This window comes from Kitasatospora sp. NPDC059160 (assembly GCF_042755465.1).
In the GTDB taxonomy this organism is placed as follows: domain Bacteria; phylum Actinomycetota; class Actinomycetes; order Streptomycetales; family Streptomycetaceae; genus Kitasatospora.
The window spans coordinates 66,722-89,198 of record NZ_JBHZCN010000027.1 but is presented as its reverse complement, the minus strand read 5'-3'; the positions used below and the strand labels follow the sequence as shown (position 1 = coordinate 89,198).

21 protein-coding genes are annotated in these 22,477 nt (G+C 75.3%); 7 read left to right on the top strand and 14 right to left on the bottom strand.

Going from position 1 to position 22,477, the window contains the following annotated elements; all coding sequences use genetic code 11:
• Nucleotides 1–1,399 (top strand): LamG-like jellyroll fold domain-containing protein (locus tag ACFXOZ_RS14320; protein WP_380590325.1); only part of this gene is annotated, 1,399 nt, incomplete at its 5' end.
• Nucleotides 1,400–1,508: 109 nt separating this feature from the next.
• Here the strand turns inward: ACFXOZ_RS14320 and ACFXOZ_RS14315 are convergent.
• Both ACFXOZ_RS14315 and ACFXOZ_RS14310 read right to left on the bottom strand, forming a co-directional pair.
• Nucleotides 1,509–2,246 (bottom strand): hypothetical protein, encoded by a 738-nt coding sequence (locus ACFXOZ_RS14315; protein WP_380590322.1) that lies wholly within the window; start codon nucleotides 2,244–2,246, stop codon nucleotides 1,509–1,511.
• 176 nt (nucleotides 2,247–2,422) lie between these two features.
• Entirely contained in the window at nucleotides 2,423–4,465 is a 2,043-nt protein-coding gene (locus ACFXOZ_RS14310) for an FAD-dependent oxidoreductase (RefSeq protein WP_380590319.1), read from the bottom strand.
• Between the two features lie 229 nt (nucleotides 4,466–4,694).
• Here ACFXOZ_RS14310 and ACFXOZ_RS14305 point away from each other — a divergent pair, with 229 nt between their 5' ends.
• Nucleotides 4,695–5,951 carry an FAD-dependent monooxygenase gene (locus ACFXOZ_RS14305; protein ID WP_380590316.1) on the top strand — a complete coding sequence of 419 codons (1,257 nt, stop codon included), beginning with the start codon at nucleotides 4,695–4,697 and terminating at the stop codon, nucleotides 5,949–5,951.
• 50 nt (nucleotides 5,952–6,001) lie between these two features.
• On the opposite strand, the gene ACFXOZ_RS14300 is transcribed toward ACFXOZ_RS14305, so the two are convergent.
• Nucleotides 6,002–6,577, bottom strand: coding sequence for a TerD family protein (locus ACFXOZ_RS14300; protein WP_375894205.1), 576 nt, complete (start codon nucleotides 6,575–6,577; stop codon nucleotides 6,002–6,004).
• Nucleotides 6,578–6,991: 414 nt separating this feature from the next.
• On the opposite strand from ACFXOZ_RS14300, the gene ACFXOZ_RS14295 reads away from it, so the two are divergent.
• Both ACFXOZ_RS14295 and ACFXOZ_RS14290 read left to right on the top strand, forming a co-directional pair.
• Nucleotides 6,992–7,285 (top strand): hypothetical protein, encoded by a 294-nt coding sequence (locus ACFXOZ_RS14295; RefSeq protein WP_375894208.1) that lies wholly within the window; start codon nucleotides 6,992–6,994, stop codon nucleotides 7,283–7,285.
• A gap of 84 nt (nucleotides 7,286–7,369) precedes the next feature.
• A complete protein-coding gene (locus ACFXOZ_RS14290) occupies nucleotides 7,370–7,786 on the top strand; it encodes a hypothetical protein (protein ID WP_380590313.1) in 417 nt (138 codons plus the stop codon).
• A 34-nt stretch (nucleotides 7,787–7,820) separates the two neighbouring features.
• Here the strand turns inward: ACFXOZ_RS14290 and ACFXOZ_RS14285 are convergent, their stop codons facing one another.
• Together ACFXOZ_RS14285 and ACFXOZ_RS14280 are read right to left on the bottom strand one after the other, a co-directional pair.
• On the bottom strand, nucleotides 7,821–9,380 hold the full coding sequence (locus ACFXOZ_RS14285; protein WP_380590310.1) for a glycerol-3-phosphate dehydrogenase/oxidase: 1,560 nt from the start codon (nucleotides 9,378–9,380) through the stop codon (nucleotides 7,821–7,823).
• On the bottom strand, nucleotides 9,377–10,057 hold the full coding sequence (locus ACFXOZ_RS14280) for a helix-turn-helix domain-containing protein (RefSeq protein ID WP_380590307.1): 681 nt from the start codon (nucleotides 10,055–10,057) through the stop codon (nucleotides 9,377–9,379). Before ACFXOZ_RS14280 ends, ACFXOZ_RS14285 begins: the two co-directional genes overlap by 4 nt.
• Nucleotides 10,058–10,077: 20 nt before the next feature.
• On the opposite strand from ACFXOZ_RS14280, the gene ACFXOZ_RS14275 reads away from it, so the two are divergent.
• Both ACFXOZ_RS14275 and ACFXOZ_RS14270 read left to right on the top strand, forming a co-directional pair.
• Nucleotides 10,078–11,700 (top strand): FAD-binding oxidoreductase, encoded by a 1,623-nt coding sequence (locus ACFXOZ_RS14275; RefSeq protein WP_380590304.1) that lies wholly within the window; start codon nucleotides 10,078–10,080, stop codon nucleotides 11,698–11,700.
• Nucleotides 11,697–12,608: a diacylglycerol kinase gene (locus tag ACFXOZ_RS14270; RefSeq protein ID WP_380590301.1), complete on the top strand. Its 912-nt coding sequence runs from the start codon at nucleotides 11,697–11,699 to the stop codon at nucleotides 12,606–12,608. Before ACFXOZ_RS14275 ends, ACFXOZ_RS14270 begins: the two co-directional genes overlap by 4 nt.
• 54 nt (nucleotides 12,609–12,662) lie before the next feature.
• On the opposite strand, the gene ACFXOZ_RS14265 is transcribed toward ACFXOZ_RS14270, so the two are convergent.
• The 8 genes from ACFXOZ_RS14265 to ACFXOZ_RS14230 all read right to left on the bottom strand — a co-directional run bounded on the left by ACFXOZ_RS14265 (nucleotide 12,663) and on the right by ACFXOZ_RS14230 (nucleotide 20,879).
• Nucleotides 12,663–13,121: a hypothetical protein gene (locus ACFXOZ_RS14265; protein WP_380524250.1), complete on the bottom strand. Its 459-nt coding sequence runs from the start codon at nucleotides 13,119–13,121 to the stop codon at nucleotides 12,663–12,665.
• Nucleotides 13,122–13,163: 42 nt separating this feature from the next.
• Nucleotides 13,164–14,081, bottom strand: coding sequence for a DUF6891 domain-containing protein (locus tag ACFXOZ_RS14260; protein WP_380524248.1), 918 nt, complete (start codon nucleotides 14,079–14,081; stop codon nucleotides 13,164–13,166).
• Between the two features lie 137 nt (nucleotides 14,082–14,218).
• Complete coding sequence (locus tag ACFXOZ_RS14255) at nucleotides 14,219–15,577, bottom strand: DUF2252 domain-containing protein (RefSeq protein ID WP_380590298.1); 1,359 nt, start codon at nucleotides 15,575–15,577, stop codon at nucleotides 14,219–14,221.
• A gap of 157 nt (nucleotides 15,578–15,734) precedes the next feature.
• Nucleotides 15,735–17,330: a multicopper oxidase family protein gene (locus tag ACFXOZ_RS14250; protein ID WP_380590295.1), complete on the bottom strand. Its 1,596-nt coding sequence runs from the start codon at nucleotides 17,328–17,330 to the stop codon at nucleotides 15,735–15,737.
• A complete protein-coding gene (locus ACFXOZ_RS14245) occupies nucleotides 17,327–17,800 on the bottom strand; it encodes a hypothetical protein (protein ID WP_375894240.1) in 474 nt (157 codons plus the stop codon). The genes ACFXOZ_RS14250 and ACFXOZ_RS14245 overlap by 4 nt, the downstream gene beginning before the upstream one ends.
• A 249-nt stretch (nucleotides 17,801–18,049) precedes the next feature.
• Entirely contained in the window at nucleotides 18,050–18,838 is a 789-nt protein-coding gene (locus tag ACFXOZ_RS14240) for an aminotransferase class IV (RefSeq protein WP_380590292.1), read from the bottom strand.
• Nucleotides 18,831–19,787 carry a GNAT family N-acetyltransferase gene (locus tag ACFXOZ_RS14235; protein ID WP_375894246.1) on the bottom strand — a complete coding sequence of 319 codons (957 nt, stop codon included), beginning with the start codon at nucleotides 19,785–19,787 and terminating at the stop codon, nucleotides 18,831–18,833. Before ACFXOZ_RS14235 ends, ACFXOZ_RS14240 begins: the two co-directional genes overlap by 8 nt.
• A gap of 114 nt (nucleotides 19,788–19,901) precedes the next feature.
• Nucleotides 19,902–20,879, bottom strand: a complete 978-nt coding sequence (locus tag ACFXOZ_RS14230) for a DMT family transporter (protein WP_380524239.1) — start codon at nucleotides 20,877–20,879, stop codon at nucleotides 19,902–19,904.
• 126 nt (nucleotides 20,880–21,005) lie between these two features.
• Between ACFXOZ_RS14230 and ACFXOZ_RS14225 the strand changes: the two genes are divergently transcribed.
• Nucleotides 21,006–21,902, top strand: coding sequence for a LysR family transcriptional regulator (locus ACFXOZ_RS14225; RefSeq protein WP_380590289.1), 897 nt, complete (start codon nucleotides 21,006–21,008; stop codon nucleotides 21,900–21,902).
• A gap of 52 nt (nucleotides 21,903–21,954) precedes the next feature.
• Here ACFXOZ_RS14225 and ACFXOZ_RS14220 read toward each other — a convergent pair whose 3' ends face one another.
• Nucleotides 21,955–22,470, bottom strand: coding sequence for a S26 family signal peptidase (locus ACFXOZ_RS14220; RefSeq protein WP_380590286.1), 516 nt, complete (start codon nucleotides 22,468–22,470; stop codon nucleotides 21,955–21,957).
• Between the last annotated feature and the right edge of the window lie 7 nt (nucleotides 22,471–22,477).

Genomic DNA, 22,477 nt, shown 5'->3' with positions numbered 1-22,477 from the left:
CGGCACCGTCCTGGCCACCGACAACCAGGGCCAGCCCGTCAACGACCCCACCGGCAAGCCCCTGATGGTCCCCACCCTCACCGGCATCGCCACCAATGCCAAGATCGGTTACGCGTCCACCAGCACCTGGACCTCCCTCGGTTCGGACGGTGACATCACCGGCAGCGGCAACGCCGCCCTCTGGGGCACCAAGGCCGACGGCTCCATCGACATCTGGTGGGGCAGGCCCACCACCCCGGGCAACCCGACCGCCGGCTACGTGTGGGAGGACGGCCCCGGCACCGTCGCCAGCACCGCCGTCAACCCGTCCCAGTGGATGCTCGACGGCCGCACCAGCGGCGACACCGGCGACGCGGACAAGAACCCGCTCTACCCGAACGGCGACCCGGCCACCACGTACCCGGCCAAGGCCGCCTTCACGACCGACCACAACGGCACCGCCGGCAAGGCCACGGTGTTCAACGGCTCGACCCTGTACCGCACCAAGAACGCGGTCGCGGCCAACGGCACCACCCCGGGCCTGGACACCACCCAGAGCTACACCGTCTCGGCCTGGGTGAAGCTCAACACCCTCACCAACATGAACGGCTACCCGACGATCCTGTCGGTCACCGGCCAGGAGCAGAGCCCCTTCTACCTGCAGTACTCGAAGAACCTGGGCAACTGGACCTTCGTCCTGCCGGACTCGGACAACTACAACACCGGTGGCTACTTCGCCGCCTACGACCGGACCGGCCGCACCAAGGCCCAGACCGGCGTCTGGACCCACCTGACCGGCTCGTACAACGCCCTGACCCGCATCGCCACCCTCTACGTCAACGGCAGCGCCGTCGGCAGCACCCAGGTGTCGAGCACCTTCAAGGCCCACGGCGCGGTCAACATCGGCGGCGCGATCTCCGACCGCTACCCGGGCGACAACTACATCGACGGAGCGGTCAGCGACGTGCGGGTCTACCCGTACGCCCTGACCGACCCCCAGGTGAACACCGTCGCCACCACCGACTCGTCGGTCCAGATCCGCTCCGCCCTCCCCGGCACCAAGTGCCTGGACGGCCAGGGCGGCGCCCAGGGCGCCCTCCTGGCGATCAACGACTGCTCGAACGGCGACGGCCAGCACTTCACGCTGACCTCGGACAACAAGATCAAGGTCAGTACCGGGCTCTGCCTCGGCACGGCGGGTACCCCCGTCGCCAACGGCACCCGGGTCACCGCGCAGCTCTGCGGCGACCCGACGGTCCAGAACTGGACCCGCCGGTACGACGGCTCGCTCGTCCACCAGGCGTCCGGCCTCTGCCTGGACGTCCACGGCTGGGACACCACCAACGGCAGTGCCCTGGACCTCTGGGACTGCAACGGCGCCGCCAACGAGCGCTGGTACGCCGAGGCCCAGACCAAGTAGGGCCGTGCGGCCGACCCTTCGGCCGCCGAGAACGGTGCCCCGCCCGGACTTCCGGGCGGGGCACCGCTGTTGCTCCCGGGGGCCGGCCGTTCCGGGCAGGCCCGGGCGGTCAGACCGACATGCCCCGGGTGGTGGCGGGGGCGGTGGGTGGGGTGGTGGTGCCCGCGGTGGTGCCGAGGGTGCGTTCGACCTTGGCGACGGCGGTGCGGTACTGCACGGAGGCGGCTTGGGGGTCGGCGGCCTGGCGTTGGAAGAAGCCGTAGGCCATGCCGACGGTGCCGAACCGTTCGATGCCGAGGTAGGCGCTGAGCTGGACGCCCGCGAGGGTGCCGTCGAGACGGACGGCGGGGGCGTCCTGGCAGTCGCCGAGGGTGACGGGGGTGACGGTGAAGGTCACGGAGGCGTCGGTGCCGGCGTTGAAGGTGATGGTGTGGCAGGTCCTGAACGCGTCGGTGGCGGTGGCGAAGTCGGTGGCGAGCCTGGCCGGGTCCTCGGCGGTGAGGGCCTCGGTCACCATCGGGTTGCCGCCGTCCGGGCCGTCGAGTTCGGTCTCGGCGTGCGGGGTGGCGGGGCCGGGGGCGGTGGCGTGCATGTTGATCAGGGCGTTGAGGGCGTCGCAGCCGCGGACGGGGGTGGGGTTCTCGCTCGGGCCCGGGCTGCCGCTGGCGGGGGCCTCGGTGTAGCCGGGGCCGAGGTCGTTCGCGGTGAGCAGCGCGGCTCTCAGCTGGTCGGCGGAGGGCAGCCCCGGCGTGGGAGCGGCGGCGCTCGCGGCGGCGGTCGGGCCCAGGGCGGCCGCCGCGACGAGGACGGCGGCGGCGAGGGCGTGGAGAGGCCTCGGGAGGGACATGCGGGCCCCCGGTCGAGAGGTCGGGCAGGGACAGGGCACCAGTGTCGCACCGGGGCCCGGGCCGGGCGCGCGGGGCACGCATCACCGCAGGTCAGTACAGATGCGGGGGGGCACCGGGGCCCGCGGCGCGGCGCCGCGGGCCCCGGTACGCCGGGTAGCCCCCCGGCCACCCGGCGTCAGAGGGTGGCGGCCAGTTCCGTGCCCTGCTTGATGGCCCGCTTGGCGTCCAGTTCGGCGGCCACGTCCGCGCCGCCGATGACGTGCACGGACAGGCCGCGTTCGCGCAGCGCCGCCTCCAGGTCGCGGCGCGGTTCCTGGCCGGTGCAGAGCACCACGGTGTCCACGGGCAGGAGTTGGCGTTCGCCGTCGACGGTGTAGTGCAGTCCGGCGTCGTCGATCAGGTCGTAGCTCGCGCCGGCGACCATCACCACGCCGCGGTGCTTGAGTTCGGTGCGGTGGATCCAGCCGGTGGTCTTGCCGAGTCCGGCGCCGACCTTGCCGACCTTGCGCTGGAGCAGGTGGACGCTGCGCGGGGGCGTCGGCCTGACCGGCGGGCGCAGGCCGCCGCGCTCGCGGTACTCCGGGTCGATGCCCCACTTGGCCTGGAACACGGGCGGGTTGAGGCTGGCCTCGTCGCCCTGGTCGGTGAGGAACTCGGCGACGTCGAAGCCGATGCCGCCGGCGCCGAGGATGGCGACGCGGTCGCCGACGGGGGCGCCGTCGCGCAGCACGTCCAGGTAGCCGAGCACGCTGGGGTGGTCGATTCCCGGGATGTCGGCGGGAGTTCGGGGCGTGACACCGGTGGCGAGGACGATCTCGTCGTAGCCCTCGGCGGCGAGCTGCTCGGCGCCGACGAGGGCGCCGAGGCGCTGGGTGACGCCCAACTCGGCCAGCCGGGTGCGGTAGTAGCGCAGCGTCTCGCCGAACTCCTCCTTGCCGGGGATCAGCCGGGCGATGTTCAGCTGCCCGCCGACGGTTTCGGCGGCGTCGTGCAGCGTGACGTCGTGGCCGCGTTCGGCGGCGGAGACGGCGAACGCGAGGCCGGCCGGTCCGGCCCCGACCACGGCGATGGACTTGCGCAGCGCGGTGGGGCCGAGGACGAGTTCGGTCTCGTGGCAGGCCCGCGGGTTGACCAGGCAGGAGGTGATCTGGAGGTTGAAGGTGTGGTCCAGGCAGGCCTGGTTGCAGCCGATGCAGGTGTTGATGGAGTCGGCGCGGTCCTCGCGGGCCTTGGCGACGAAGTCGGCGTCGGCGAGCAGCGGGCGGGCCATCGACACCAGGTCGGCCTTGCCGTCGGCGATCAACTGCTCGGCGATCTCGGGGGTGTTGATGCGGTTGGTGGCGACCAGCGGGATGCCGACCTCGCCCATCACCCGCTGGGTGACCCAGGCGAAGGCGCCGCGCGGGACGGAGGTGGCGATGGTGGGGATGCGGGCCTCGTGCCAGCCGATGCCGGTGTTGATGACGGTCGCGCCGGCGGCCTCGACGGCCTGGGCCAGCTGGACGACCTCGTCGAGGGTGGAGCCGCCGGGGACCAGGTCGAGCATGGAGAGCCGGTAGACGATGATGAAGTCCTCGCCGACCCGCTCGCGGACCCGGCGGACGATCTCGACCGGGAAGCGCATCCGCCGCTCGTAGGGGCCGCCCCACTCGTCCGTGCGGTGGTTGGTGGCGGCGACCACGAACTCGTTGATCAGGTAGCCCTCGGAGCCCATGATCTCGACGCCGTCGTAGCCGGCCCGGCGGGCGAGTTCGGCGCAGCGGGCGAAGTCCTCGACGGTCTGCTCGACCTGCTCGGCGGTGAGCTCGTTGGGCACGAAGGGGCTGATCGGGGCCTGGAGGGCGCTGGGGGCGACGAGGTCGCGGTGGTAGGCGTAGCGGCCGAAGTGCAGGATCTGGAGGGCGATCTTCCCGCCCTCGGCGTGCACGGCGTCGGTGACCACCCGGTGCTCGTCGGCCTCCGCCTCGGTGGTCAGCATGGCGCCGCCGTCCCAGGGGCGGCCGGCCTCGTTGGGGGCGATGCCGCCGGTGACGATCAGGCCGACGCCGCCGCGGGCCCGTTCGGCGTAGAACGCGGCCATCCGCTGGTAGCCGCCGGGGGCCTCCTCCAGGCCGACGTGCATCGAGCCCATGATCACCCGGTTGGGCAGGGTGGTGAAACCGAGGTCGAGCGGGCTGAGCAGGTGCGGGTAGCGGCTGCTGCCGGGGGTCGAGCTCATCGACGTCTCCTGTGGGGGCGGCCGGCGGGAGGGTCTCCCGGATTGTTACCGCAGAGTAGGGGACGTTCGCCGGGCTATGCAACTAGTTGCATAGCCCGGCAACCGGCAGCTCCGCCGTAACGGCCGCATTACCCTCCGCACTCGCGCCGCGCCGCGTATCGTCGACTCCCTGCGCAAAGGGCCCGGAAGACCCTTCCCGGCCTCACGGGGCTCGTGGAAGGGGACGCCCGTGCGGGGTGGCTCGGTGGCCGTGGTCGGTGGCAGCATCGCCGGAAGCGCCTTCGCGGGGGCGGCGGCCCGGCTGGGCGCCGAGCGGGTCGTGGTGCTGGAACGCAGCCCGGGACGGCTGGAGGACCGCGGCCTGGGGATCTGCACCCACAACGACCGCTTCGCCGAACTGGTCGACGCCGGCCACGTACCCCCGGACACCCGCCGCCACCGGCTCACCGTGCGGCGCTGGGTCACCCGGGGGCCGGCCGGCGGGACCGGCGGGGCCGGTGGACCGGACGGCCGCGGACGGCCGCTCTGGGTCCAGCCGTTCCCGTTCCACTCGCACCACTGGGCGGTGCTCTGGCAGACCCTGCGCGAGCGGACCCCGGAGGCCGTGGAGTACCGGCCGGGCACCACCGTGACCGCCGTCGGCGGCGACCGCGGCGGTGCCTGGACGGAACAGGCCGACGGCACCCGCACCCCGTACGACCTGGTGATCGGCGCGGACGGCTACCGCTCGGTGGTCCGGGCCGCGGTCTGCCCGGAGGCCGCGCCCGAGTACGCCGGTTACGTGTGCTGGCGCGGCAGTTACGACGCCGCGCTGCTGGACGACCTGCCCGGCGGGGCGGCGGCCTGGCCGGAGGAGGAGTGCGCCACCGTCTGCTACCCCGGCGGCCAGGTCGTGCTCTACCGCATCCCCGGGCTCGCCCCCGGCAGCACCCTGGTGAACTGGGTCTTCTACGCACCCACCCCGGACTGGCTGCGCCTGGACGGCCCGACGGCCGTCGCCGCCGGCGCCCTCAGCGACGAACAGCTCGACGGCATGCGGGAGTTCGCCGCACGCCAGCTGCCCCCGTACTGGGCCGCCGTGATCGCGCGGACCCCGCGCGAACGGACCCTGCTGCAGCCCGTCTACGACCTGGCGGTCCCGTACCGCACCGCCGGACGCCTGCTGATCGGCGGGGACGCGGCGACCGTCGTCCGCCCGCACAACACCAGCGGCGCGGTGAAGGCGCTGCAGGACGCCCACGCCTTCGAGCTGGCCGGGCGGCGGCTCGGCGGCCGCTCCTGGGGGCCGCTGCTGGCCGCGTACGACCGGGAACGGACCCCGGCCGGGCGGGAGTTGGTGGACCTGGGCCGGTCACTGGGCCGGGCCCAGGTCACCGCGGCGCCGGACTGGTCGGTCATGGACGGAGCGGCGATGGCCGACTGGTGGCAGGGCCAGCTCAGCGGCGGCCCGGGGTTCGGCGGGCACGCGCTCGGGCGGGCCGGCTGAGCCGACCCGCCCGGGCAGGGGCCGCACCGGCCCCGAAGGCTTTCAGACGATCAGACGTTCACGCCGTAGTCGGTGGCGATGCCGCGCAGACCGGAGGCGTACCCCTGGCCGATGGCGCGGAACTTCCACTCGGCCCCGTTGCGGTACAGCTCGCCGAAGACCATCGCGGTCTCGGTCGAGGCGTCCTCGGTGAGGTCGTAGCGGGCGATCTCCTGGCCGTTGGCCTGGTTGACGACCCGGATGAAGGCGTTGCGGACCTGGCCGAAGTTCTGCAGCCGGGCGTCGGCGTCGTAGATCGACACCGGGAAGACCACCTTGGCGACGTCGGCCGGCACCCGGTCCAGGTCGATCTTGATCTGCTCGTCGTCGCCGTCGCCGCCACCGGTCAGGTTGTCGCCGCTGTGCTCGACCGAACCCTCGGGGCTGCGGAGGTTGTTGAAGAAGACGAAGTGCTGGTCCGAGACCACCTTCCCGAGCGCGTTGCAGAGCAGCGCGCTGGCGTCCAGGTCGTAGTCGGCTCCGGTGGTGGTGCGGACGTCCCAACCGAGACCCACGATCACGGCGCTCAGTCCGGGCGCCTCCTTGCTCAGCGAGACGTTGCCGCCCTTGGCCAGCGAAACTCCCACAATGCCCTCCTCGGATCTCTCCCTGCGGACGAATCTACAACACTGTAGAGATCACGAGAATCCGCCTGCAGGCGGGCCCGGCCCCGGGGATTTCTCAGGGGCCGCGGCGGGAACCGATCGCCCCCCGATCCCTGCGAACTCCGAACTCCGATCACGGTACCGGCCGGAGCGCCGAGAGGATACGTCCGACCAAAGGGCCTGTCTCTTGGATTCTGCCGGGTCCGCGACGCCGGGGCACGCACCTCGCCGCGTTGTCGTCGGTCACCAATGCTCCGCAGTGGCTCCCTCCTCCGCCTTGCGATGCACGCACCCCAACGCCGCGGCCTGACCCGGCAGAATCCAAGAGACAGGCCCTAGACTGGCGGTGGATCCCCTTGGCCGTCCCCGTTCCGAGGCCCCTCGCGGGAGGTTTCCATGCGCCAGCGGTACAGCTTCCACCTCGACCGGGACGGACACTCGGTCACCGTCAACGTCCGCTCCGGCTGGATCACCGAGACCGAACTGCTGGTGGACGGCAAGGAGTGCGCCTTCCACCGCACCCACGGCCACGGCGGCTACCCGCTGACGCTGTCGGGGCAACTCGCCGAGGAACCGCCGCGGCCCCTGGCCGTCCGACTGGACCGGACGGGCCGGGCGGAGCACCCGCTGGCCTGCGTGCTGGAGCTGGCGGGCGCCGAACACCCGATGCCGGAGCACACCGCGCGCTGATCCGGCCCACAAGGGGCATGTGCGGAGGAATGCCGTGGAACACTACAATCCCCCGTCCACCGCCGCCCGCCCGAAGGCCTCCCGATGACCTCCCCCACCGCCCCCGACGCCCCCGACGCCTTCGACGAGCTGCTGCGCGAGGTGATGGCCGGCGCCGAACGCTTCGGCCACCCGCAGCACGTCCGGCTCACCTGGCTCGCCGTCCGCCGGCACGGCGCCGCCGCCGCGCTCGACCTGGTCGGCGAGGGCATCCGCCGCACCGCCACGAAGGCCGGGGCGCCGCAGAGGTTCCACGTCACCATGACCAGGGCCTGGGTCGAGCTGGTGGCCCGCCACGCCGAGGGCGGCGCGGCCGACTTCGAGGAGTTCTGCGCGCACCACCCCGAGCTGCTCGACCGTGATCTGCTCGCCCGCCACTACCGACCGGAGACCCTGGCCGGCGACCGGGCCCGCACCGCCTGGGTCGAGCCGGACCTCGCTCCCTTCCCCCAGGGCGGCTGAACGCCCAGCGCGTCCCCGACACCCCGCTGCCCCGCTACTCCGCGGCGGCGAGTTCCCCGACGATCTCCTCGACCGCCTTCCGGGCCCGTTCGGCGTCCTCCGCCACCAGCCCGATCCTGGTCCGCCGGTGCAGCACGTCGGCGGCGTCCAGCGCGCCCTCGTGGGTGACCGCGTACGCGATCTCGGCGCGGGTCACGTCGAGGCCCTCCGCCACCGGCGCCGACTCCCCCGCCGCCATGACCTCGTGGGACAGTCCGCCGTGCCGGGCGACCAGCGAGGCGGGCACCCCCTGGATCGGCAGCGGGCGGCTGTCCCGGTGGCCGGGGGCGCCGACCAGCGGCAGCCGGGCCGTCCAGCAGGTGCGGGCGGGCAGGCCGCGCAGCCGGACGGCGGTGTCCACCGCGTCCTCGGCCATCCGCCGGTAGGTGGTGAGCTTGCCGCCGACCACGGTGATCACCCCGGACGGGGACTCCAGCACCGCGTGCTCCCGGGAGATGTCGGCGGTGTTCCCGCCCCCGGTGTCGATCAGCGGGCGCAGCCCGGCGTAGGCGCCGCGTACGTCCGCCCTGGTCAGCGCGGTGGCGAGGGCCGCGTTGACGGTGTCGAGGAGGAAGTCCAGCTCGGCCTCGGTGGGCTGCGGCTCGTCCGGGACCGGGCCCGGGGCGTCCTCGTCGGTCAGGCCGACGGCGACCCGGCCGAGCTGCTGCGGCAGCGCGAAGACGAAGCGGCTGGTGGAGCCGGGCACCGGCACGGTGAGCGCGGCCACCGGGTACCCGAGGGTCGCGGCGTCCACCAGCAGGTGGGTGCCCCGGCTGGGGCGCAGCTTGATCGAGGTGTCCACCTCGCCAGCCCACACCCCGGTGGCGTTGACCACCGCGCCCGCGGTGACGGTCACCGACTCACCGCTGAGCGCGTCGACCAGCTCGGCGGAGGTCCCGGTGACGGACTCGGCCCGCACCCGGGTCAGCACGCTCGCGCCGTACTGCGCGGCGGTGCGCGCCAGCGCGACCACCAGCCGGGCGTCGTCGACGAGTTGGCCGTCGTTGGCGACCAGCGCGCCGCGCAGGCCGTCGGTCCGCACGCCCGGCACCAGCTGCCTGGTCCGGGCCGCGTCGATCCGGCGGACCCGGGGCAGCAGGGCGCCCGGGGTCCCGGCGCTCAGCCGCAGCGCGTCCCCGGCGTGGAAGCCCGCGCGGATCAGCGCGGCCTGGCCCGGGCGCAGCAGGTCCGGGAGCAGCGGCACCAGTTGGGGCAGCGCGCGGACCAGGTGCGGGGCGGTGCGGGTCATCAGCACGCCGCGCTCGACGGCGCTCTCCCGGGCGACCTTGACCCGCCCGGAGGCGAGGTAGCGCAGGCCGCCGTGCACCAGCTTGGAGCTCCAGCGGCTGGTCCCGAAGGCCAGGTCGCGGGCCTCGACGAGGACGGTCCGCAGGCCGCGGGCGGCGGCGTCCAGCGCCACCCCGGCGCCGGTCACCCCGCCGCCGATCACCAGCAGGTCGATCCGCGGGTCGGCGGCGAGCGCGTCGAGTTCGTGCGTCCGTCGGACGCCGTTGAGCTGGGCGGTGCCGGCGAAGCGGTCGGCCTTGGAGGTCATGGCGCGAGGTATCCGTTCAGCGCTCTGGCCAGTTCGCGCCGCCAGGCCGCCTCGGGCAGCAGGGAGGCGACCATGCGGTGCGACTGGACGGTGGACTGGGCGATCAGCAGGACCATGGCGGCCAGCTCGGTCGGCTCCCCGGCCCGGACCGAACCGTCGGCCTGGCCGAGGGCGATGCCGGTGCGCAGCGCCTCCAGCAGGCCGCGCTGGCTCTCGCCGAGCCGCTCCACCACGTACTGGAGCAGCAGGTCGGAGTCGTCGGAGTGGAGCAGGGCGCCGAGCACGGGGTGGTCGCGCAGCCGGACGGCGACCTCGACCACCTGGTCCACGAAGGCCTCGCGGCCCATGAAGGCCTCCCGGCCCGCAAAAACCTCCTGGTCCACGGAGGTCTCCCGGTCCACGGCGGTCCCGCGGTCCCCCGGGGTCCCCCGGTCGGGTACGCCCAGCGAGGTGCTCTCCAGGGTGGCCATGATCTCGCGGGTGAGCAGCGCCCCGATCACCGCCTGGACGTCCGGCCAGCGCCGGTAGACGGTCGGGCGGCTGACCCCGGCGCGGCGCGCGATCTCGGCCAGCTGGGTGCGGCGGACGCCGAGGTGCACGACCAGGTCGGCGGCGGCGTCCAGGATCGCGTCATCGGTACTGCGCGGCGCTCCGGCCGTGGCGTTACTACTTGACATGATGTGTGAAACTGTAACGCATGGCACCTGAGACGCAAGCGGGAGCGGCCGCAGCCGCGCTGCCGCTCCCCCCGATGAAGTGGAACGCCTGGGGCGACCCGGCCCTCGCCAAGGAGCTGTCCGCGGACATCAAGGGACTGCTCGCCGCCGCCCTCGGCGTCACCGGCGACGCCGCCCCCGGGCCGAGCGCCGCCGAGGTCGTGCTGCGCCCCACCCGGGCCACCGCCGAGGACGTCGCGGCGCTCGCCGCAGCCGTCGGCGGGGAGCACGTCAGCACCGCCGACGCCGACCGGCTGCCCCGGGCCGGCGGCAAGTCCACCCCCGACCTGCTGCGCCGCCGCAGCCGCGCGGAGCAGGACGCGCCCGACGCCGTCCTGCTGCCCGGCAGCGAGCAGGAGATCGCCGCCGTCCTCGCCGTCTGCGCCGAGCGCCGCCTCGCCGTCGTCCCGTTCGGCGGCGGCACCAGCGTGGTCGGCGGGCTCGACCCCGAGCGCGGCGGCCTGCGGGCCGTCGTCTCCCTCGACCTGCGCCGCCTCGACCGGCTCCTCGACCTGGACGAGACCTCCGGCGAGGCCGTGCTCGGCGCCGGCCTCACCGGCCCCGCCGCCGAGGCCCTGCTCGCCGAGCGCGGCTGGGAGCTCGGCCACTACCCGCAGAGCTTCCGGTACGCCACCATCGGCGGCTTCGCCGCCACCCGCTCCTCCGGCCAGGACTCGGCCGGCCACGGGCGCTTCGACGACATGGTCCGCGGCCTGCGCGTGGTCACCCCCAGCGGGACGCTCGACCTCGGCCGCGCCCCCGCCTCCGCCGCGGGCCCCGACCTGCGCCAGCTCTTCCTCGGCTCCGAGGGCACCCTCGGCGTCATCACCGCCGTGCGCCTGCGCGTGCACCCGCTGCCCGCCGTCAAGGCGTACGAGGCGTGGAGCTTCCCCGACTTCGCCACCGGGGCGGCGGCGCTGCGCGCCGTCGAGCAGCAGGGCACCGGCCCCACCGTGATCCGGCTCTCCGACGAGGCCGAGACCATGATCAACCTCGCCCTCACGGAGCAGATCGGCGGCGCCCCCGCCGTCAGCGGCTGCCTCGCCGTCACCGTCTTCGAGGGCACCGCCGAACAGGTCGCCGCCCGGCACGACCTCACCCGCGCCGTCCTGCTCGCCGCCGGTGGCACCTCGCTCGGCGAAGCGCCCGCCCGGGCCTGGGAGCACGGCCGGTTCAACGCGCCCTACCTGCGCGACTCGCTGCTCAACGCCGGCGCGCTCTGCGAGACCCTGGAGACGGCCACCGACTGGAGCCGGCTCGCCGGCCTGCGCGCCGCCGTCACCGAGGCCCTCACCACCGCCCTGCCCGGCTCGCTCGTGCTGTGCCACATCTCGCACGTCTACCCGACCGGCGCCTCGCTCTACTTCACCGTCGTCGCCGCCCTCGGCGAGGACCCGCTCACCCGCTGGGGCGCCGCCAAGCAGGCCGCCGGCGACGCCATCCTCGGCGCGGGCGGCACCATCACCCACCACCACGCGGTCGGCGCCGACCACCGGCCCTGGATGACCGACGAGATCGGCGACCTCGGCGTGCGCGTCCTGCGCGCCGTCAAGGCCGAACTCGACCCGGCGGGCATCCTCAACCCCGGCAAGCTGATCCCGTGACCGCGCCGAGAACCGTCATCCGCAGGGTCACCGTTCTCACCAACCCGGCGGCGGGCACCGGCCACGCCGAACCCGCCGCCCACCGGGCCGTCGCCCGGCTGCGCGCCCTCGGCGTCGAGGTCGACCCGCAGGCCGGGCGCTCCGCCGACGACGCCGTCCGCCTCGCCCGCGCGGCGGCGGCCGGCGGGGCCGACGCGGTGGCCGTGGTCGGCGGCGACGGCATGATCAACCTCGCCCTCCAGGCCCTGGCCGACACCGCCGTCCCGCTCGGCGTCATACCCGCCGGCACCGGCAACGACCACGCCCGCGAGTACGGCCTGCCCATCGGCGACCCCGAGGCCGCCGCCGACGTCATCGCCGCCGGCCGCACCCGCGCCGTCGACCTCGGCCGGATCACCGGCCCGGACGGCTCCGTGCGCTGGTACGGCTCCGTCCTCGCCAGCGGCTTCGACTCGCTGGTCAGCGACCGCGCCAACCGGCTGCGCTGGCCGCGCGGCCGGATGCGCTACAACCTCGCCATCCTCGCCGAGTTCGCCAACCTGAAACCGCTGCCGTTCCGGATCACCCTCGCCGACGGCACCGTCATCGAACGCGACCTCACCCTCGCCGCCGTCGGCAACACCCGCAGCTACGGCGGCGGCATGCTGATCTGCCCCGCCGCCCTCCCCGACGACGGCCTGCTCGACGTCACCCTCGTCGACGCCATGCCCCGGCTGCGGATCGCCCGCTTCTTCCCCACCCTCTTCAAGGGCACCCACACCAGCCACCCGGAGGTCACCACCCTGCGCACCGCCTCCCTGCGGATCGAGTCCCCCGGCATCACCGCCTACGCCGACGGCGAGTTCATCACCGCCCTCCCCGCCGACGTCACGGTCCGACCCGAGGCCCTGCACCTGCTGGTGCCCTGAGGCCCCCGGAACCCCCCGGGCGGCGGCGGCCGCCCGGGGCCCACGGGCCCGTCGTCACAGATGCGCCCTGATCTGCCGGACCGGGTGGCCGAGGGCGGTGGCCAGGGCCGCCGCCTGGGCCTCGGTGAACCAGGGTCGCTCCGGGTCCCACACCTCCAGCTCGAAACGGGCGAAGCCGCACGGCCAGTCGTGGTCCAGGGCGTCCAGGGTCGTCGCCGCACCGCAGCAGGGCACCGTCACGGCGAGCGTCGCGAAGCCGCCCTCGGCGTGCTCCTCCATCAGCTCGGACCACCACCCCAGCGGGACGGCGCCGCCGCAGTGCGGGCAGCCGATCCGCTCCAGGTTCGCGCCGCAGTCGACCAGGGTCGTGCGCTCGTGCCAGGTCGACTCCAGCTCGGCGCCGTCGTCCTCGCCGAGGAACTCGGCCGCCAGCGCCCGGGCCCGCTCGGCCGCCGCCGCGTCCGGCTGCCAGTACGGGTCGGTCGGGATCACCGACAGCACATCAGCGCTCATCGTTCGGTCCTCCCCTCCGTCCGTGGTCGGCTCCGTCCGTGGTCAGCCGACCAGCCGGCGGCGCCAGAGCAGCGGGCGTACCTCGATCGCGTCGGACGGGTCGCCGCTCCACACCGCCGGCAGGCCGACGGCCGCGAGGGCGGCCACCACCTCCCGGCCGACGGCCGCGGTGGTCGCCGCGGAGCCGTCGAAGCCGCCGTAGAGCAGGGACAGGCCGCGGCCGGCGGCGGCCGACTCGGTGCACTGGGAGTGGAAGTAGACGAAGCCCCGGGCCTCCGGCACCCCGGCCGCGCCGATCTCCGCCTCCCCGCAGGAACGGCAGCAGGCGAAGTCCTCCCGCGCCGTGATGCCGCCCGCCTCCAGCGCGGCGAAGGCCCGGGCGAGGCGCTCCGGATCCGTCTCGCCGATCCAGCCGCTCTGCACGCCGACCCGCTCCAGCCAGAGCCGGTCGGCGAGTTGCTCGGCCTGGGCCCGGGAGAGCGGGCGGCGGTCGCCCGACACCAGGTACTCCTCGGCCTGCTCGGCCAGCCGGGCACGGTCGGTGTAGCCGCCGGCGAGGGTCAGCCGCAGCTGCTCCTCCAACTGCCGCCGCTCCTCGGCCGCCAGCTCCGGCGCGGGCACCGGCTCGGGCGCCGGACCGAAGTCCAGCGGCGCCCAGGCCAGGCCCTCGCCCCAGCCCGGCTCGTGCCGCGCCCAGCCCGTCATCGCCGCGACCACGGCCTCCGGCCCGTCCACCCGCACCTCGAAGTGCCGGGCGGCGGAGCCGTCGCGGTGCTCCAGCGCGTAGTGGCCACCCGCCTTGTGCCACACCTGGATGTAGACGTCCGGCAGATCCGGTATCCGCTGCACGACGAGGAAGGTGTCGGCCCCGGCGCCGATGCGCCGGACCAACCCCGCCAGTTCGTCCGCGGTCACCCTCGGGAGCCGCTCGTCGTTCGTCTGCACCGTGATCGCCAGCATGCGGTCACCCTGGCACACCCCACTGACACCGAATCCGACAGCCCGACAGCCCGACAGCCCGAAAGGGTCGGTCGCGGACCCGGAACACGATCCCGCCCCGGAGGTGGCCGATGTCGGGCCGGGCGGCCTCTTCGCCCTCACACCCCCCGCGTGGCCCTGATCCGGCCCGAGGCGATCGCCTCGACCAGTTCCCGGTGGTCGGCCGCCGTCCGGTCCGCGTAGTGCAGGGCGAAGTCGGCGACGGCGTCGGCGAAGGTGTCGGCGCCGCCCAGGTAGCCGGCGACGGCGAGGCGGTCGCCGGTGCGGGCGTGGGCCCGGGCGAGGGCGCGCCCGCACAGGTCGGCGTAGGCGCGCAGGCCGGACGCGGTCATCGTGTCGACCTCCACCGAGCCCTTCATGTCGCGCAGTTGGCGGCCGTAGAAGTGCCGCCCGGCGGGGCCAGTGGTCCAGCCGAGGAAGATGTCGCTGGCGGCCTGCATCAGGTGCTGCCCGGTGACCACCCGGCGCCCGCCGTGGTGGGCGGCGACCTCGGCCTCCAGTCGGGTGGGCGGCAGGTGGTCCTCCAGCACCGACCGGCCGGCCTCCTTGAGCTGCAGGAACAGCGGGTCGCGGGTGTCCCGGCCCTCCAGCAGGACGATGTAGCAGCGGGTGCCGACGCTGCCGACGCCGACCACCTTCATCGCCGCGTCGACGAAGCGGTACCGGTCGAGCAGAACCCTCCGGTCCTCGGCGAGGGTGGCCCGGTAGTCGCTGAACACCTTGCCGACGCCGCGCAGTTCGCTCCGCTCCAGCTCCTCGACCAGCGGCGGCGCACTGATGATCCGGCGCCGGCCGTCGCGCTCCTCGGTGAGCTTGCCGAAGGCCTGGAGGCTGGTGCGGCGCCGGGCGCGGTCGAGGCCGGCCTCGACGGCCTTGCGCCGCTTGGTCCTGCGGACCAGCGCCAGCAGGTCGGCGGTGTCGATCCGGCTGTACCAGACGTCGAGTTCGCCGAGGCCGGCCAGCCGGCGCATCGCCGCGGCGTAGCCCAGGACGGCGGTGCGGGCGGCGCGCCGGGCGCGGTCGTCGTCCTGGCCGCGGTCCCGGGCGGCGACCGCGATGCTGGCGGCGAGGCGTTTGACGTCCCACTCGAAGGGCCCGGGGTGGGTCTCGTCGAAGTCGTTGACGTCGAAGAGCAGCGCGCGTTCCGGCGAGGCGTACACCCCGAAGTTCAACAGGTGGGCGTCGCCGCAGAGTTGGACGGTCAGCCCGGTGTCGGGGACGGCCCCGAGGTCGGCGGCCATCACGGCGGCGGCGCCGCGCAGGTAGCCGAACGGGCTGTCGGCCATCCGCCCGTAGCGGATCGGCAGCAGCCGGGCGACCCGGTCCGCGCCCTGGGCCTCCAGCAGGCCGAGCGGGTCGGGCCGGTCCGCGGCCGGGATCCACCGGCCGTGCTCGGAGCGGGAGACCCGTTCACGGGCGGCCCGGCCGGTACGGCGGCGTTCGGCGGGGGTGGTCATGCGGCGGCTCCGTCCGTCACCCGGCGGCCGCACCCGTCGGCGCGGCGCTGGGACCAGCGTGCCGGAGGGCGCGGCGCGCGCCCTCCGGCACTGGGCCGAACGGAGGAGCGGAACGAACCGGGGGGGAACAGGGACACCCCAGCGGGGCGGGGCGGGCTCAGCCCACCGTGAAGTCCGCCATCATCGCCATGTCCTCGTGCTCCAGGTTGTGGCAGTGCAGCATGTACGTCCCCGCGTAGTCGCCGAACCGCACCAGCACCTCCACCGTCTCGGCCGGCCGCAGGTCCACGGTGTCCTTCCAGCCCGCGTCCCACGGGCCCGGGCCCTTGCCGTTGCGCGCGACCACCTGGAAGGGGTCGAGGTGGACGTGCACGGGGTGGTGCACGTCGGTGGAGAAGCGCCAGCGCTCGACCCGGCCGAGGGCGGGGGCGGCGAGACTGCGCCCGGGCTCGTACGGGTCGCCGTTGATCGTCCAGCCGTCGCCGCCGCTGCGCCGGAAGGCGAAGTCGCGGGTGGCGACGACCGCGGCCGGGTCCAACTGCTCGACGGTGGACAGCTTGTCGGGCACCGTGGCGCCGTCGTCCACCGCCCGGGAGGAGACGTCGAAGCGCATCACCTCGGTGGTCCGCCCACTGCCGAAGCGGTTGACCAGGCGGACCTGGGTGCCCGGCTGGTAGCGGGAGAAGTCGACGACCACGTCGAAGCGCTCGGCGGGGGCGATCTCGATCCCGTCGTGGGTGACCGGGGCGGCAAGCAGTCCGCCGTCGGAGCCGATCTGGACCAGCGCGTCGCCGCCGGCGGGCTGCGGGTCCAGTTCGAGCCGGTAGAGCCGGCAGTTGGAGGCGTTGAGCAGGCGCAGCCGGTAGTGCGCGCGGTCGACGTCCAGGCGCGGCCACGGGGCGCCGTTGACCAGGATGACGTCGCCGAGGACGCCGTTCATGAAGTCGTTGGTGACGCCCGGCTTGGTCGACGAGGCGTCCGCGGCCGGGTACTTGAAGGAGCCGTCGGCGGCGAAGGAGCGGTCGGCGAGCATCAGCGGGAGGTCGCGTTCGCCGCGGGGCAGCGGCAGGGCGGCCTCCTCGTCGTCCTGGACGAGGTGGAACCCGGCCAGGCCGCGCCAGACGCCGGGGCCGGTGAAGCCCATCCGGTGGTCGTGGTACCAGAGGGTGGCGGCGCGCTGCTTGCCCGGGTAGGTGTGGGTGCGCTCGCCGACCAGGGTGTGGCCGCTCATGTGCCGCATCCCCGGCGTTCCCGCCATGCCCGCCATCCCCGCCATGCCGTCCATCGCGGAGGCGGCGGGGTCGGGGGAGCCGACCGGCAGCAGCAGGTCGACCGGGTAGCCGTCGCTGTCCGCCGGGGTGTGCCCGCCGTGCAGGTGGACCACCGAGGGCACCGGCAGCTGGTTGCGGTGCTTGACCACCGCGGCCCGGCCGGAGCGGGTGACCACCGTCGGACCGGGGAAGGTCCCGCCGTAGGTCCAGGCCTCGGTCCGCACCCCGGGCAGGATCTCCAGCTTCGCGACCTGCTGGGTGATCTCGTAGTGGTCGCCGCCGTCGTCGCTGCGCACCGGCTGGAGCACGGCCGGCACCGGCAGCGGGACCTGGAAGGCCGCGGGCAGGGCCAGGTCGCTGCCGAGCAGCCGCCCGGGGCGGCCCTCCGCGAACAGGTACGCCGCCGACGGCACGGCGACGGCGGCCACCGCGCCCGCACCGAGCACCGAGGCGCCGAGGCCGAGGAACCGGCGGCGGTTCACCGCTCCACCGCCACCGGCCCGCCGGGGCGCGGCAGCCGTCCGCCGCCGTCCGGGCCCGGCTCGGGCAGGGCCGCCCGGGCTGGCAGCGGCAGCCGCCAGGCGCCGACCAGGCCGAACAGGATGCCGCTGACCAGCAGCACGCCGAGGGTGACGTGCAGCCCGATCGACCGGGCGTAGCCCGCGCCGATCTGGCCGGTCACGGCGACGGCGAGCAGGGCGGTGGTCCACAGCGGCCAGCGCGGCCCGCCGCCGGGCCGGAGCACCAGCGCGGCCGCCACCAGCTGGAGCACCACCACGGTGGCCAGCAGCATGGCGTTGTCCTCGTGGTCCTTGAGGGAGTCGTAGGTGCCGTTGAGGAAGCTGCCGGCGAGCATGGCCTGGAGCAGGGCCAGCAGCGCCAGCGTGGTGGCGGTGGCGCGCAGGAGGACCAGCGGCCAACGGGGCGCGGGGGCGGCAGGAGGACTGCTCATGGGGTGGCTACTCTCTGCTTCGACGGCTCGGGCGGGGCGGGCGAGAGCGTAGCTGATCTCACCTCACAAACGGCCGCACCCAAGGGTTTTGGGCAGGTCGGCCGCGCCTTTGCACCGGTTCACCCGAGGTTTGTCACCCGTTCGGGCGATCCGCTCGTACGGCCCGCCCCGGCCCCCCGGTCCGCCCCGGCCCGCCGCCCACGTCGAACCGCCGTCCGCGCCCACCCGGCCCCTGCACCCGCCCGACGCCTACACCGGGTCGGCGGCGATCCCGAGGTAGGCGGCGCGCAGGTCGGCGAGCAGCGGATGGGCCGGGTCGAAGGCGGTGCCGTCGACGGCGGCGAGCGGCCACAGGCCGACGCCCGCGTTCAGCGCGAAGGCCGCGTCGAAGCGCGCCAGCTCGTCGACGCGGACCGGCTCGCGGGACCGCGGACCGTCGTACGCACCGCTCAGCAGCGCCTCGGTGACGCCGGGCAGCGCGGGGCCGGCGGGCAGCACCAGCCGCTCCCCCGCCAGGAAGGCGACGTTCCAGGTCGCCCCCTCGGTCACCAGGCCGTCCCCGTCGGTCAGCAACACGTCGTCGTATCCCGCGAGTTGGGCCGCGCGGCGGTGGTGCACCAGGCCGAACAGGCCGACGTGCTTCACCGCCGGCAGCTCCCGCCGGTGGGCCACCGTGCGCACCCGTAGCGGGGCCGGTTGCGCGGCGCCGACCGGGCGGGCGGTCACCAGCAGGACGGGGGCGGCCGGGGCGGCGGGGCGCTCCAGGCCGAGCGCCGGGTCGTAGCAGGTCACCCGGACGATCCCCGGCCCGCCGTCGGACGGCAGCGCCGCACGGATCCGCTCCCGGACCACCGCCCGATCCAGCTCGGCGGCGAACAGCACCCGGCAGTCCCGGACCAGCCGGTCCAGGTGCAGCTCCAGACCGCGGACAGCGCCCGCCTCGACCCGCAGGGTGGTGAAGTGCCCGTAGTTGAGCAGTCCCAGCGCGGCGAGCCGCGCCGGGTCCGCGGGCGCGCCGTCGATCTCGATCTCAGCCATCCCCCGAGTCTGCCAGCCGCGGCGACACCAGCGGTGGCGCCTCCGGCAGCACCACCGGGCGGTACGGCCCGGCCACGGCACGGCCCGCCGCCCGCTCGGTCCGCTCGAACTCCTCGATCCTGGCCGCCAGGCCCTCCGGCTCGCCCGCCTCCGCCCAGCGCCAGGCCTCCGCCCACCACTGCGGTCCGCGCACCAGCGGCCGGCCCGCCAGCGCCAGGTACAGCGCCAGCGTCGACCGGGCGTACTCGTGCACCCAGCCGTCACAGCCCCGGTAGTGCGCCGTCTCGTCCAGCCGCAGCCAGCGGCCCTCCTGCCCTGCGGCCAGTATCGGCACCCAGCCGCGCTGCCGGTCCGCGACCAGCAGGAGCAGCCGTCCGTCCTCCTCCCGCACCCGGTGCGAGGGGAGTTGGGGCATCCGGGCGAACGACAGCGAGCGCTTCCAGCCCACCACCCACAGCCCGCGGCGCAGGTAGTAGCGGACCGCCGACTGCCAGCCCCAGTGCGCCTCCAGCCGGAAGCCCGGCAGGCCCTCGGCGGTGGCCGCCGCGTACACCTCGTCCAGCGCGGCGGCGGCCAGCCCCTGCCCGCGCGCCTGCGGCCGCAGGTAGAGGGAGGACACCGCGAGCTGGCTCGGGCCCTTGGTCCAGTTGTCCACCGCGACCGTCCCGGCGACCTCGCCCCGCGCGTCCAGGATCCAGTAGCGGCGCCGGTACAGCTCACCGCCCGGCCAGTCCCGGCCGCTCTCCCCCAGCCGCTCCCGCCAGGCCCGTTCGGCGGGCAGGTCCAGCCCGTCCGGGTCCACCAGCTCGCCCGGACCGCCCTCCAGCAGGGACGCCAAGTCCCAACGGGCGAACCGCCGTTCCTCCCCGTCGGCGACGGCCCGCAACCGCACCCCCGCCGCCAACCGGTCCTGCGCCCGCTCGACCGCCGCATCCCACGACCTCACCACGGGGGCCACCCTAGCGGCCCTCCGGGCACGACCCGTAATCCACCGGCCACCGAACGTCAGCCCGACCGCGCGGCGGGGCCGAGGCCCAGGGCGCAGGGGGTGGAGCGGCCGGAGTCACCCGGCCGGGCGGCGGGTCGCCCCGCCCGGCGCCGCGCTGGTGGTCCGGACGGCCCGGCCCGACGGGGCGGGGGTGCCCGACGGGGCGGGCGCGGCCGCCGGGGTCCTGGGCGGGCGGGTGAGGGCGACGGCGGCGATCACCAGGACGCCGCCCGCCAGGGCGTTCCAGCCGACCGGCTCCGCGAGCAGGGCGGCGCCCAGCGCGGTGGACCAGAGCGGCATGACGTAGGTGACGGCGGAGGCCACGGCCGTCCCGGCGGTGCGGACCAGGCCGAGGTTGAGCAGGTACGCGAGCCCGGTGCCGAGCGCGCCGAGCACCAGCAGGGCGGTGGCCGCCGACCCGCCCGGCCAGTGCGGGGCGCCGGCGGCGAGCGGGGCGACCAGGGCCAGTTCGGCGGTGGCGCAGGTGATCTGGACGGCGGAGAGGGTGGTGACCGACTCCGGGCGGCCGGACAGGAAGCGGCGCAGGTAGGCGAAGCCCGCGCCGTAGCAGCACGCGGCGGCCAGGCAGGCGAGGGCGCCGGCGCCCGCCCCCGGGCCGAGGCCGCGCCACACCCCGAGCACGGTGAGCACGCCGACGAAGCCGAGCCCGAGGCCGGCCAGCCGGCGGGCTCCCGGGTGGCGCTCCTCGGGGACGGTGAGCACCGTGAACAGCAGGGTGAACAGCGGGGTGGTCGCGTTCAGCACTCCGGCGAGCACCGAGCTCACCCTGGTCTCGCCGAACGAGAACAGGGTGAACGGCACCGTGTTGAGCAGCACCGCGACGACCGCCGAGTGGCCCCACAGGGCCCGGTCGCGCGGGGCCCGCTCGCCGCGCAGCAGCAGGACCGCCCAGAGCGTGGCGGCGCCCAGCAGGCTGCGCCACAGCGCCACCCACACCGGCGGCACCCCCGCGTCGACCGCCACCTTGATCAGGGCGAAGCTGGCGCCCCAGATCGCCGACAGTGCCACGAAGCCCGGCCACCAGCGCCGCACCCCGACCACCTCCCCGTCCGTTCCCGTGTCCGCCGCGCGGCCCGTTCCCGCGTTCTGGACAGAGGGTGGCCCACCGACGGAACATGAGTCCAACAAGTGACGATGCTTGGGGGATAAGGAAGTCTCATGGCAGCGGAGGTCAACCTGGCCCAGCTCAGGGCGCTGGTCGCGGTCGCCGACACCGGCGGCTTCGGCGCGGCCGCCGACGAACTGGGCATCAGCCAGTCCGCCGTCTCGCACGCCGTCGCCGCTCTGGAACGCGCGCTCGGCGCCCCCGTGCTGCGGCGCGGCGCCCCCTGCCGCCCCACCCCGCTCGGCGAGCAGGTGCTGCCGCACGCCCGCACCGCCGTCGCCTCCGCGGCGGCCGTCCGCACCATCGCGACCCGGCACTGCGGCGGCCTCACCGGCACCGTGCGGCTGGCCGCGCCGACCACGGTCTGCCAGGCCCTGCTGCCCGGGCTGCTGCGGGACTGGAAGGCGGCGCACCCCCAGGTCACCGTGCGGGTCTTCGAGGGCGAGGACGTCGAACTGACCACGTGGCTGGAGGCGGGCACGGTGGACGCCGCCGTCCTGGTCGACGCCGGGCCGCTGCCGCCCGGCGCGGTCGCGCTCGGCGCCGACTCGATGCACGCGCTGCTGCGCCGGGACCACCCGCTGGCCGGCCGGCCGACCGTCCACGTCGGCGAGTTGGAGGACGACGACTTCCTGCTCTCGGAGGGCGGCTGCGAGCGCCACATCCGGGAGGCCTACCGGCGGGCCGGCACCCGCTTCACGCCCCGGCACCGGATCCGCGACCTCAACACCCTGATCGGCATGGTCCACGCGGGCGTCGGCGTCTCGGTGATGCCCGCGCTGGCCGTGACCATGCTGCCGCCGGAGTGCGTCCTGGTGCCGATCCGGCCCGCCGTGCACCGCACCCTCACCCTCACCGGGCCGACCGGGCGCCCCTGGTCCCCGGCGGTCGGCGGGCTGCTCGCCGGGGTGCGGGCCGGCCTGCTCCCGACGGTGACCGCACCGGCCTGAGCGAACCCGGCCCGAGCGAACCCGGCCCGAGCGAACCTGGCCGGGCCGCCGCTCAGCCCCGCAGCCGCACCCGGTCGAGGACCACCCCGACCACGCGGTCCGCGGGCACCGCGCCCCACAGCCGGGAGTCGGTGCTGAAATCCGGGTTGTCGCCCAGCAGCACCACGTGCCCGCCCGGCACGGTGCCGGCCGGGAGCACCGGGCGGACCGGCGGCGGCACCGGCTCCCCGGGCAGCGCGGCCAGCCGCTTCACCAGCAGCCGGACGGGCCGGGCGGCCGCCGGGCCGTCACCCGCCGGACCACCGCCCACCGGACCGTCACCCACCAGCCCGCCGCCCACCGGCCCGCCACCCCTGGCGGCGAGCCCGGCCGGGGCGACCACCACGATCCGCCCCGCCCGCAGCCGGGCCAGGCCGCGCCGCAGGACCAGGACCCGCTGCCCGGGCCGCAGCGCCGGGCTCATGCTCGGCCCCGCCACCACGACCACGGACAGCGCGGTGCGCAGCAGCACCAGTCCGGCCGCCGCGGCGGCGAGCCCCGCGAGGGCGAGCACCAGGAACAGCCGCATCGCTCCG